This window comes from Nocardia thailandica NBRC 100428 (genome assembly GCF_000308795.1).
Lineage (GTDB): Bacteria > Actinomycetota > Actinomycetes > Mycobacteriales > Mycobacteriaceae > Nocardia > Nocardia thailandica.
The window spans coordinates 1-11,481 of sequence record NZ_BAGK01000042.1 but is presented as its reverse complement, the minus strand read 5'-3'; the positions used below and the strand labels follow the sequence as shown (position 1 = coordinate 11,481).

The 11,481-nt window shown below is 71.7% G+C and carries 12 protein-coding genes and 1 pseudogene; 4 read left to right on the top strand and 9 right to left on the bottom strand.

The window, feature by feature from the left end; translation table 11 throughout:
• Positions 1–409 (bottom strand): annotated as a pseudogene (locus tag ON36_RS04460) (hypothetical protein); the annotation flags it as partial.
• 707 nt (positions 410–1,116) lie between these two features.
• On the opposite strand from ON36_RS04460, the gene ON36_RS04455 reads away from it, so the two are divergent.
• The 3 genes from ON36_RS04455 (at position 1,117) to ON36_RS04445 (ending at position 2,493) form a co-directional block, all read left to right on the top strand.
• Positions 1,117–1,410, top strand: a complete 294-nt coding sequence (locus ON36_RS04455; RefSeq protein WP_043647865.1) for a WhiB family transcriptional regulator — start codon at positions 1,117–1,119, stop codon at positions 1,408–1,410.
• A gap of 233 nt (positions 1,411–1,643) precedes the next feature.
• A complete protein-coding gene (locus tag ON36_RS04450) occupies positions 1,644–2,249 on the top strand; it encodes a sigma-70 family RNA polymerase sigma factor (protein WP_245557897.1) in 606 nt (201 codons plus the stop codon).
• A 1-nt stretch (position 2,250) separates the two neighbouring features.
• Positions 2,251–2,493, top strand: coding sequence for a hypothetical protein (locus ON36_RS04445; protein WP_043647858.1), 243 nt, complete (start codon positions 2,251–2,253; stop codon positions 2,491–2,493).
• A 122-nt stretch (positions 2,494–2,615) separates the two neighbouring features.
• Here the strand turns inward: ON36_RS04445 and groL are convergent, their stop codons facing one another.
• Both groL and groES read right to left on the bottom strand, forming a co-directional pair.
• On the bottom strand, positions 2,616–4,226 hold the full coding sequence (groL, locus tag ON36_RS04440; protein ID WP_043647856.1) for a chaperonin GroEL: 1,611 nt from the start codon (positions 4,224–4,226) through the stop codon (positions 2,616–2,618).
• An 83-nt stretch (positions 4,227–4,309) separates the two neighbouring features.
• Complete coding sequence (gene groES, locus ON36_RS04435) at positions 4,310–4,612, bottom strand: co-chaperone GroES (RefSeq protein ID WP_043647854.1); 303 nt, start codon at positions 4,610–4,612, stop codon at positions 4,310–4,312.
• 383 nt (positions 4,613–4,995) lie between these two features.
• On the opposite strand from groES, the gene ON36_RS04430 reads away from it, so the two are divergent.
• Complete coding sequence (locus ON36_RS04430) at positions 4,996–6,492, top strand: DUF7159 family protein (RefSeq protein ID WP_052313641.1); 1,497 nt, start codon at positions 4,996–4,998, stop codon at positions 6,490–6,492.
• A 6-nt stretch (positions 6,493–6,498) separates the two neighbouring features.
• Here ON36_RS04430 and tsaD read toward each other — a convergent pair whose 3' ends face one another.
• The 6 genes from tsaD to alr form a co-directional block, all read right to left on the bottom strand.
• Positions 6,499–7,545, bottom strand: a complete 1,047-nt coding sequence (gene tsaD, locus ON36_RS04425; RefSeq protein ID WP_043647852.1) for a tRNA (adenosine(37)-N6)-threonylcarbamoyltransferase complex transferase subunit TsaD — start codon at positions 7,543–7,545, stop codon at positions 6,499–6,501.
• The gene (rimI, locus tag ON36_RS04420) at positions 7,542–8,060 is read right to left on the bottom strand and encodes a ribosomal protein S18-alanine N-acetyltransferase (RefSeq protein WP_043647850.1); all 519 of its coding nucleotides are present in this window, start codon (positions 8,058–8,060) and stop codon (positions 7,542–7,544) included. Before rimI ends, tsaD begins: the two co-directional genes overlap by 4 nt.
• The gene (gene tsaB / locus ON36_RS04415) at positions 8,060–8,740 is read right to left on the bottom strand and encodes a tRNA (adenosine(37)-N6)-threonylcarbamoyltransferase complex dimerization subunit type 1 TsaB (protein ID WP_043647848.1); all 681 of its coding nucleotides are present in this window, start codon (positions 8,738–8,740) and stop codon (positions 8,060–8,062) included. The genes rimI and tsaB overlap by 1 nt, the downstream gene beginning before the upstream one ends.
• A gap of 55 nt (positions 8,741–8,795) precedes the next feature.
• Positions 8,796–9,251 (bottom strand): tRNA (adenosine(37)-N6)-threonylcarbamoyltransferase complex ATPase subunit type 1 TsaE, encoded by a 456-nt coding sequence (tsaE, locus tag ON36_RS04410; protein ID WP_043647846.1) that lies wholly within the window; start codon positions 9,249–9,251, stop codon positions 8,796–8,798.
• Complete coding sequence (locus ON36_RS04405; protein ID WP_043647844.1) at positions 9,244–10,317, bottom strand: alpha/beta fold hydrolase; 1,074 nt, start codon at positions 10,315–10,317, stop codon at positions 9,244–9,246. The genes tsaE and ON36_RS04405 overlap by 8 nt, the downstream gene beginning before the upstream one ends.
• Positions 10,314–11,481, bottom strand: a 1,168-nt coding sequence (gene alr, locus ON36_RS04400; RefSeq protein WP_043647866.1) for an alanine racemase, incomplete at its 5' end; no start/stop codon positions are given. The genes alr and ON36_RS04405, both read right to left, overlap by 4 nt.

Sequence of the window (11,481 nt, the reverse complement as noted above, 5' to 3'; positions counted from 1 at the left end):
AGTGCAGCCGCACGCCCGCGCGCCACCCGGCCTCGGGCGCCAGGGCTTCCACCCGGGACAGCAGGCGCCACGCCAGCGCGAGCCTGCCGGTGCCGAGGGCGTCGGCGGCCAGGCCGGTCCAGGCGTCGCACAGGGCCTCGGCCCGGCCCGGATGTCCGGCGGGGAGCCCGGCCGCCAGGGTGGCGGCCCGCCCGTCGTAGCCTGCGGCGCGCTCGTGCCCGCCGAGCTGGCGCCACAGCGAGCCCTCCGTGCTCAGCGCCAGCGAGCGGATCACCGGCGGACGGCCCGGCAGGGCGAGTTCGCGCAGCTCGGCGCGGGCGGCGGCGTAGCGGCCCTGGCCGCCGAGCGCGACCGCCCGGTGCCAGCGCGCCAGGGGCGCGTCCGCGGGCGCGAGATCCGGCAACAGCACAGCAGCGGCACCCGGCCGCGCGCCGAAAGCTGCCATAACGAGGATTTCGGATCCGGTATCCACGGGTGAGGCCGTTGTACGCACGTCGAGACTGTAGCGACTGTGACCCGTCACATCCGACGTGATATCGGCTCCGTGACCGGCGGTCCGGCAACGTTCCAGCTTTTACCGACCGGACGAGTGTTTCCATCAGGTAAATCTCCGCTCAGCGGGGGTTGTACCAGAAAGATTCGAATTCACATGCGTTTCTCGCAATTAACCTCCACGCCCCGGCGACGCCATCTTGCGGGTGCGGGCGACCGGCGCGGGCCGTGACCGACGACGTCGGCGGGGGACCCGCGCGACCAGGCAAAAGAGCGCGGCGACCGGCCCGAGCTGGGAAAACGGGGAGGGAGCGGCGCGCCGCCGGACGCCCGACCAACAGGCAACCGAACAGTATGGCCGGACGGGCCGTGAAATGTAAACAGCGGCCAGGTTAAATCTCAGCGTCGCAGATTTACGGAACTCGTGCGCCGAACTATTGACGGATTTTCACGCCGAGCCCTAACGTAGCTCATCGCCACGGTCGGCGCCGCGCGAAATTGCAGCGACCACCGGAGGCGACGTCGAGGCACCGTCGAGCCGGACCACCCCGCACGGGTGGACCACAGACCTGCCACACCATCCGCTCGACAACGCTGACGAGCTCGCACCACGAGGAGTTCACCATGCCCATGCCTACCCACCTCCCCGGCCCGAACGCCGATGTCTGGGATTGGCAGATGCGTGGCGCGTGCCGCGGCCAGGACTCGGCCGTGTTCTTCCACCCCGACGGAGAGCGTGGCCGCGCCCGTACCGCCCGCGAGATGCGCGCCAAGGAGATCTGCCGCGCCTGCCCCGTGCTCATGCAGTGCCGGACCCACGCCCTGAAGGTCAGTGAGCCGTACGGCATCTGGGGCGGCATGTCCGAGACCGAGCGCGAGATGCACGCCCGGCGCAACCGTCGCCGCATGGCCGTCTGACTTCTCCGGTATACCGACCCATCCGCGGCGCGCGACGCGCCGAATCTCTAGCAAACAACCGGCCATCGATGAGGGGCCGGGATTGTGCGAGTACCGGCGGCGTGTCATGGCGTGTCGCCAGCGGTTTCGCCCGGCGTGTCGAGTTTGCCTGCTCTCGACACCGGGCCGCTGGGGCGTACCCGGGCACCCCCCTAGCGGAGGGAGGTCATAGCTGCGCGCTACATTGGTGACCGATGACACAGAATGGAGCGTTCCCCCAGGGCGTGGATTCTGCGGTTACCGCACGCGCAGCCGAAAGCATCGAGCTCGCCGCCCTTTTGCATCGCTGTGGGCAGGCCGACCAGCTCGCCTTCGCCGAACTCTACGACCGGACGTCGGCGCGCGTCTTCGGTCTGATCCTGCGAGTTCTGCACGATCCCGGATACGCCGAGGAGACCACCCAGGAGGTCTACCTCCAGATCTGGCGTACCGCAATGAGTTTCGACCCGGCGAAGGGTTCGGCCGTCACCTGGCTCATGACACTCGCGCATCGGCGCGCGGTCGACCGGGTACGCGCCGAACAGGCCCACACCCAGCGCGAGGTCGCCTACGGGATCCGAGTTCTCGGCAACGAATTCGACGAGGTCACGGAGGAGGTGGAACGCAGACTCGAACAGCAGTCAGTCCTCGACGGGCTCTCGACCTTGACCGAGACCCAGCGCGAGGCGATCTCGCTCGCCTACTACGGCGGGCGGACCTACGCGGAGGTAGCTCAGTACCTCGGCGTCGGATTACCGACCGTTAAGTCCCGTATTCGGGACGGCTTGACACGACTGAAGAAAAGTTTGGGGGTGACGTGAGATGAACGACCGCCGCATCGATCTCGCGCACACCGTCGCGCTCGGATTGATCGACGACGAAGACCATCACGCGATCCAGAACCTCATCGAAGACCCGGTACAACGCGCGGAGTTCCTGCGCGAAGTGCGCTACACCAAGGCCGTGCTCGCCGAGATCGGCAGCACGACCCCCGTCACTCCCCCACCGGAGCTACGCGAACGCCTCCTCGCGGCCATCGCCGAAGAGGACCCCGTCGCCAGCTGAGAGCACGAGCAGGCCCCCGGAGCGATCCCGCTCCGGGGGCCTGCTCGGTGTCGGCGCGAGGCCGACGCCTGATCGACGGGTCACCGGGGGCCGCGAACCCGCGGCCCCCGGGCCGCCGTGTCTCAGTGCGCGTGACCGTGGTGGCCGTGCTCGGCCTCTTCCTCGGCCGGCTTGTCGACGACGGCGCTCTCGGTGGTCAGGATCATCCTGGCCACGGAGGCGGCGTTGACGACGGCGGAGCGGGTGACCTTGACCGGGTCGACCACGCCGTCGGTGAGCAGGTCACCGTAGGTGAGGGTGGCGGCGTTGAAGCCTTCCTTGCCCTCGGCGACCTTGGACACCACGACCGCGCCGTCGAGACCGGCGTTGGTGGCGATCCAGAACAGCGGGGCCGACAGCGCCTGGCGGACGACCTCGACGCCGACGGCCTGGTCGCCGGTCAGCGAGTCGCGCAGCTCGACCAGCGCTGCGGCGGCCTGCACGAGGGCGGTGCCGCCACCGGGCAGGATGCCCTCCTCGACCGCGGCCTTGGCCGCGGCGACCGCGTCCTCGACCCGGTACTTGCGCTCCTTGAGCGCGGTCTCGGTGGCCGCGCCGACCTTGATGACCGCGACGCCGCCCGCGAGCTTCGCCAGACGCTCCTCGAGCTTCTCGCGGTCCCAGTCGGAGTCGGTGGCCTCGATCTCGCGGCGCAGCTGGGCGCTGCGGGCCGCGATGTCCTCGGCGGTGCCCGCGCCGTCGATCAGGGTGGTCTCGTCCTTGGTGACCACCACGCGGCGCACGGTGCCCAGCTGGTCGAGGCCGGCGTCGCGCAGGGTGACGCCCAGGTCGGGGTTGATCACGGTGCCACCGGTGACGACGGCGAGGTCGTCGAGGAACGCCTTGCGGCGGTCGCCGAAGAACGGCGCCTTGACCGCGACGGCCTTGAGGGTCTTGCGGATCGCGTTGACCACCAGGGTGGACAGCGCCTCGCCCTCGATGTCCTCGGCGATGATCAGCACCGACTTGCCGGATTCGGCGATCTTCTCCAGCACCGGAAGCAGGTCGGGCAGCGAGGAGATCTTCTCGCGGTGCAGCAGGACGTAGGCGTCCTCCAGCACGGCCTGCTGGGTCTCGGCGTCGGTGACGAAGTAGGGCGAGAGGTAGCCCTTGTCGAACTGCACGCCCTCGGTGATGGTCAGCTCGGTCTGCAGGGTCGAGGACTCCTCGACGGTGACCACGCCGTCCTTGCCGACGGTGGTGAGCGCCTTGCCGACCAGTTCGCCGATCTCCTCGTCGCGCGAGGAGACGGTGGCGACCTGGGCGATGGCCTGCTCGCCGGAGACCGGGGTCGCCGCGGCCAGCAGGGCCTCCGACACCTTGTCGGCGGCGGCGGAGATGCCCGCGCCGACGGTGATCGGGTTGGCGCCCGCGGCGACGTTCTTCAGGCCGCCGCGCACCAGCGCCTGCGCCAGGACGGTCGCGGTGGTCGTGCCGTCGCCCGCGACGTCGTTGGTCTTGGTGGCGACGCTCTTGACGAGCTGGGCGCCGAGGTTTTCGAAGGGGTCCTCGAGGTCGATGTCACGCGCGATGGTGACACCGTCGTTGGTGACGGTGGGGCCGCCGAAGGCCTTGGCCAGCACCACGTGCCGGCCGCGCGGGCCCAGGGTCACCTTCACGGCGTCGGCGAGTTTGTCGACACCGCGTTCCAGAGCCCGGCGAGCCTTCTCGTCGAACTCGATCTGCTTAGCCATAGGTCCTCATTCCTGTGTGGACGACACTGCCCCGGCGCCCCGCGCGGGGGACCGGGGCAGTGTCGGTTGCGGCGCTGCGCGGATTACTTGGCGACGACGGCCAGGATGTCGCGAGCCGACAGGATGAGGTACTCCTCGCCCTGGTACTTGATCTCGGTGCCGCCGTACTTGCTGTAGATGACGACGTCGCCTTCCTGCACGTCCAGCGGGATGCGCTTCTCGCCGTCCTCGTCCCAGCGGCCGGGGCCGACCGCGACAACGGTGCCTTCCTGCGGCTTCTCCTTGGCCGTGTCCGGGATGACCAGGCCGGAAGCCGTAGTCGTCTCGGCCTCGTTGGCCTGGACGAGGATCTTGTCCTCGAGCGGCTTGATGTTCACGCTCGCCACGTTGAGCCCTCCACTTTCAGGGGATGATTAACGGTCTGGATGCGACTCTGCGCATGCGCCCCGTCGTCGCGGGTGCCGGGACCCCTGCCCAGTAGTCGATAGCACGAGCACGGGTACTACCCCGTTGCCAACTAGCACTCTATACACGCGAGTGCCAGCGCTCAAGGGCGGGAGGTGCCAAGTCTGCTCCGTGCCCGTCACTCCCGTCACAATCTCGACATGCCGACGAGACGACGGCGGTCTTCCCTATCACGGGCAACATCTGTAACGTTCGCATAACAGGCCGGGACAAATACGGTACGACCCCGTCCGACGGCCTGTGAAGCTTCACCAGAGAGCAAGGCCTTCGTGATTCGCGATCATCGGCTCGAAGGGAGGTGAACATGCGAACATCCCTCGGCATCTCCGCCGGTAACGAGGTGGTCTGCTCCGCGCTCGTGGCGACCGGCCCCGGCGGCGAGCAGAACTTCGACTACCGCGTCGTCTCCGCCGACGCGGCGCATTCGGATCTCGGTGATCTCGTCTCGTCCTCGATCGAGATGATGACCACCCGGTTCGCCGATTCGCAGCCAACCCACACCACGGTGCTCGACGTCCTCGGCGAGCGCCACCCGCCGCAGATGGCCCGCACCAGGCAGAGCACCAGCGTCGCGGTCGCCTATCGCAGCAAGGAACAGGCGCAGGTGATCCGCGCGGCCACCGGCAAGCAGCGCGATCTGCGGCTGGTCCCCGAGGGCACCGCCGCGCTCACCTTCCTGCGCGAGACCGGCCTGCTGGCCCGCTACGGAACGGTCGCCGTGGTCGACCTGGGCGCCACCGGCCTCACCGTGACCGTGGCCGACCCAGCAGAGGGCGCCGTGCTGCACTCCGAGCGCACGAACGCCGTCAGCGGCAACATCATCGACGAGCTGATCTACCACCACCTCGTCGAGGCGCACTACGCCCGCCGCGGCACCCGCCCCAACCGCTCCACGCTGGTCAACCGGGGGCGGGCCGCCAAGGAGCATCTGTCGGTCGCGCCGGTGGTCACCATCGACCACGTGGCCGGGCAGCCGCTCAAACTCACCCAGGCCGACTTCGAGGAACTCATCGCCGATCTGCTGCGCAGCACCGCGCAGTACGCGGCGGGCGTCTTCGCCCGCGCGCCGCGCTTACCCGAGGCGGTCGCGGTCATCGGCGGCTGCGCGAACATCCCCGCCGTCGTCGACACGCTGGCCGCCGAACTCGAGGTGCCCGTGTACACGGTGCCCGATCCCGAGGCCGTGATCGCCAAGGGCGCCGCGCTGGTCGCCGATGCCGCGCCCTCGTCCCCGCTGGGCGGGTCGGAGGCGCCGGTGGGCACGGTCACCAAGGTCGTCGGCACGCTGGCCGGCGTCATCGTGGTGGTCGGGCTGGTCATCGGGTACGGCGTGAACGCCCTGTCCCCGGACGCGCCCGACGTCTCGCCGGTCGGCACGTCCAGCACGGGCAACCGGCCGCCCACCGCGCCCGTCGTGCCCGCGCCCGTCACCACCGCGCCCAACCAGGAGAGCACCGACCGCACCGGCGTGGTCGCGCCGCCGGTCGAGGTGTCCCCGAGCACCACGACGCCGCCGGTGACCACCACCGCGCCCGCCACCGGCACGACGACCACCCCGTCGCCCACCGGCCCGACGACCACCGCGCCGACCCTGCGTCCCGACCCCAACCTCCCGCGCATCCCCTACCCCGCCAATCCGCCGCTGGACAGCGGTTCGGCTGGCGGCGAGGAGGAGGGCGCCACGACCACGCCGCCGAGCGCCACGCAGTCCCCCGCCCACAGCCTGCTCCCGATCCCGCTGCCGCTGCGCCCGTCGCGCTCGAGCATCGCCGACCGCGCCTACCTCAGCCTCGGGGAGTGAACGGGCTCAGTTCGTCAGGGAGCTGATCGAGACCGGCAGGCCGGGGTCGGTGGCCACGCTCAGATCGGCCGGTTTCGCGCCCGCCGCGATGACGTGGGCGCCGAGCGCGGCGATCATCACGCCGTTGTCGGTGCACAGGCGCGGCTTGGGCACGCGCAGCGTGATGCCGGCCGCGGTGCACCGTTCTTCCGCCAGCGAACGGATGCGCGAGTTCGCGGTGGCACCGCCGCCGAGCACGATCGTGTCGACGCCGACGTCCTGCGCGGCGCGCACCGCCTTCATGGTGAGCACGTCGGCGACGGCCTCCTGGAAGGACGCGGCGATGTCGGCGATGGGCAGGTCCGCGGGCGAGACGCCCTGGCGCTGTGCCGCTTCCACGTGCCGGGCGACCGCGGTCTTGAGGCCGGAGAAGGAGAAGTCGTGGCGCGCGTCGCGCGGTCCGGTCATGCCGCGCGGGAAGGCGATGGCCTTCGGGTCGCCGTCCTGGGCGATCGCGTCCAGCGCGGGCCCGCCGGGGTAGCCGAGGCCGAGCAGACGGGCCACCTTGTCGAAGGCCTCCCCCGCCGCGTCGTCGACGGTGGAGCCGAGCTCGGTGATCGGCTCGCCCAGATCGGTGACGTGCAGCAGGTGCGTGTGCCCGCCGGACACGAGCAGCGCCACCGCGGGCGGCATCGGGCCGTGTTCGAGAGTGTCCACGGCAACGTGCCCGCCGAGGTGATTGAGCGCGTAGAGCGGCACGTCCCAGGCCGCGGCGTACGCCTTGGCCGCGGCGACGCCGACCAGCAGCGCGCCGGCCAGGCCGGGGCCGATGGTCACCGCGAGCGCGTCCGGCCTGCGGATCCCGGCGGCGGCCAGCGCGCGCCGCATGGCGGGCACGATGGCCTCCAGGTGCGCGCGCGAGGCGATCTCGGGGACGACGCCGCCGAAGCGGGCATGCTGGTCCACGCTCGAGGCGACCTCGTCGGCGAGCAGCTCGCAGGTGCCGTCGGGGTGACGGCGCACGATGCCGACGCCGGTCTCGTCGCACGAGCTCTCGATGCCCATGACGATCACGACAGCACCTCGTCCTGCCGCTCGCGCGCCGCCCAGGCGTCCGCGGCGGCGGTGAGTTCGGGGCGCCGCATGGTGTAGGCGTCGGCGCCGCTGGGGTGGTAGTAGTTCTTGCGCAGCCCGATGATGTGGAAGCCGTGCTTGTTGTAGAGCGCGATGGCGGGCGCGTTGTCGGTGCGGACCTCGAGGAAGACCGGTCCCCCGCGTTTGGCCGCCTCGGCCAGCAGCGCCTCCAGCAGCAGCGTGCCGACGCCGCCGCGGTGCAGCGCGGGATCGACGCCGATGGTGTGCACCTCGGCTTCGGGATGCTCGGCGTCACCGAGCAGGGCGATCCCCGCGTAGCCGACCATGCGGCCGTCCTCGTCGCGCGCGGTGATGTAGCGGTTGTGCGGCCCGGCCAGTTCGGACCGGAACGACACCGCCTGCCACGGATCGTCCTCGGGGAACAGCAGATGCTCGAGCTCGACGCAGCGCTCGATGTCGGCCGGTGTCATGGCCGCGATCCGGTAGGCGGCCATCAGGCCCCCGCCCGGTCGAGCGTGCGGAAGGCGTTCTCCACGGCGTCGGGGCGGCGCAGGTACAGCGGCACCAGCGGGTCGGGGGTGCCGCCCGCGAGGAGCTCGGCGGCGGCCACCCGGACCAGCCCGGCCGGGGTGGGCGACTCGACCGGCAGCACCGGCAGCTCGTAGAGGGCGGCGTGCGGGGCCGACCCCGCCACCGCGTCGGCGTCGCCGCGCGGCACCTCGCCCGGCTTGGTCACCTCGGGCCCGGCGACGCGCACGCCGTCGCGGTAGCGCGCCCAGTAGACCTCGCGCCTGCGCGCGTCGGTGACCACCAGCAGCTCGCCGGGGTGACCCGCCTCGGCGGCGATCGCGTCCAGGCTGCACGCGCCGAAGACCGGCAGCCCGAGCGCGTCGCCGAACGCGGCCGCCGTCGCCAGCCCGACCCGCAGGCCGGTGAACGGCCCCGGGCCGACGCCCGCCACGACCGCGTCCAGTTCGTCACGGGCGGTACCGGTTTCGGCCAGGCATTCCAGGATCTGCGGCGTCAGCACCTCGGCGTGGGCACGCGCGTCGACCCGGACCCGGACGGCACGGGTCACCACGGCAGGCGGGGTATCGCTATCCGCGGCGGGCGACAGATGCACCAATCCCGCTGTAACGGCGGGTGTCGCGGTGTCGACAGCTAGTACGAGCATGATTGGGTCAACAATACCGGGTGGTACCCGTCACCCGGCGCGCAGCTGGGCCGGTCTAGCCGACCCACTCCCACACCGCCGTGCGCACGTCCGATTCCGGCTCGCGCGCCAGCTGCACCCGCAGATGCCGCTCGGTGAGGTGCTCCACCACGCCCCGGCCCCACTCCACCACGACCACCGCGTGCTGCAGGTCGGTGTCCAGGTCGAGGGCGTCGAGCTCGTCCAGGTCGCCCGCGAGCCGGTAGGCGTCGACGTGCACCAGCGCCGGGCCCGCGCTGCCGTCGGGCCGGGTGCCGGGACGGTGGGCGCGGGCGATGATGAAGGTCGGTGAGCTGACCCGGCCCGCCACGCCGAGCCCGGCGGCGATGCCGCGGGTCAGCGCGGTCTTGCCCGCGCCGAGGGGGCCGTCCAGCACGACCAGGTCGCCGGCGCGCAGGTCGGCGGCGAGTGCGCGGCCGAGGTTCTCGGTGTCCTCGACGGTGTCCAGGGTGGCCCGTTGCGGATCAGCCACCGACGGCCTCCTGGGTCTCGGTGCCGGACAGCCCGGCGCGGATGAGCAGCCGGTCGATGGCGTCGTCGACGACCTCGGGGAACTGCAGTTGCGGCATGTGCGCGGCGCCGGCGACCCGGATCAGCTCGCTGCCGGGGAGCGCCTCGGCCAGGGTGCGCGAGTTGTGGAACGGGATGACCATGTCGTGCCCGCCGCCGAGCACCAGCACGGGCAGCGGGGCCAGGGTGGGCAGCGCGGCCGACTCGTCGTGCAGGGCGAAGGCGCTCAGGAACTTCTCGATGGTCCGCACCGGGGTGCGGTCGATCATCATCGTGGTGAACCGGGCCAGCGTCGGGCTGACCGGCCCGTGGAACGAGGTGACGTGCAGGATCGGCGCCAGCAGCGCCCGGGTCGCCGAGCGGGTGAACTCGACCACCGCGGGCGCGGTCCGCACCGCGAGCCCGAAGCCGCCGATCGCGGAGGGGTGCAGCAGCTGGGTGACGCCGGACCCGGTGACCTCGGCCGCCGAGGTGCACAGCAGCGCCACCCCGACCACGCGCGGCCCGAACAGGTCCGGCTGCTGCGCGGCGGCGGCCAGCACGGCCATGCCGCCGAGGGAGTGCCCGACCAGCACCACCGGACCGCTCGGCGCGCTCGCCCGCACCACGTCGAGCACGTCGCGGCCCAGCTGCTCGACCGTGCAGTTCCCGGTCGCCGGGCCGGAGCGCCCGTGTCCGCGCAGGTCGAGGAACACCATGCGGATCCGCGACCCCCAGCGGCGGGCCAGGTCGCGGCGCTGGAAGTGGAAGGACTCCATGGCATTACAGAAGCCGTGCACGAACACAAGGGTCAGTTCGGCGCTGTCGTCGCCGTAGGTGCGGGTGGCGAGGACGACCCCGTCGGTGGCGACCACGGTGCCCGGCCGGTCCTCGTCGATGAGCGCGAAGTTCTCCTCACGCAGGTCGTCGACCGCGGCGGGCCACAGCACCCGGGCGCCGATACGGCGCAGCGTGTGCGCGCCCGCCAGCAGTCCGAGCACGCCCGCGGTCGCCAGGCCGCCCCGGCGCAGCAGGGTGCGGCGGCTCATCGCGCACCGCCGGTGTAGCGGCGCGCGACCCGCCCGTGCGGCAGGCAGGCGATCTCGTAGTTGATGGTGTCGAGCAGCTCGGCCCACTCCTGCGCCCGCGGCACCCCCTCGGCGCCGCCGAAGAGCACCGCCGTGTCGCCCACCTGGACGCCGGCCGGGTTGTCACCCAGGTCGACGACGAACTGGTCCATGCACACCCTTCCGACACTACGGTGCCGGGCGCCGCCGAGCCAGACGTCGAAACGTCCACTCAGCGAACGGAATACGCCGTCGGCATAGCCCGCCGGGACGAGCGCCACGGTGGTGTCGCGCGGCGCGGTCCACCGGTGCCCGTAGGACACCCCCTCCCCCGCGGCGACCCGCTTGACCAGCACCACCTCGGCCTGCAACGTCATCGCCGGGCGCAGGCCGAAGTCGCCGAGCTCCGGGATGGGGGTCAGCCCGTAGACGGCGATGCCGGGGCGGACGAGATCGAAGTGCAGGTCCGGGCGGATCAGCGTGGCGGCCGAGTTGGCGATGTGGACCAGTTCCGGCTCGAGCCCGTGTTCCTTGGCCTCGGCGATCGCGTCGAGGAACCGCCCGCGCTGCCGGTCGGTGGCGGGATGGTCCGGCTCGTCGGCGTGCGAGAGGTGGGAGAAGATCGCCCGCAGCCGCACCACGCCCGCGTCGGCCAGCTCCCGCACGGCGGCCAGCACGGCCGGGTACTCCGCCGCGGCGATGCCGTTGCGGTTGAGCCCGGTGTCGACCTTCAGGGTCAGGATCGCCGTCCGGCCCGCGGCCCGCGCGCCCGCCTCGAGCGCCCGCAGCTGCGCCAGCGAGGACACGCCCACCTCGATGTCGGCCTCGACCGCGGCGCGGTAGTCGGCGTCGAGGGTGTTGAGCCAGCACAGGATCGGCGCGTCGATGCCGGCCGCCCGCAGTTGCAGTGCCTCGGGGATCGTGGTCACCCCGAGTTCGCGGGCGCCCGCCGCCAGCGCGGCCCGCGCCACCTCGACGGCCCCGTGGTTGTAGCCGTCGGCCTTCACCACGACCATCAGCGCCGCGTCCCCGGCATGCTTCCGGAGAACGCGCACGTTGTGGGCGATGGCATCGAGATCGATGACCGTTTCCACTTGCGCATTCACACCAGCGATCCTAGGTCGCGCCGGTTGCCTGCCGTGCGCT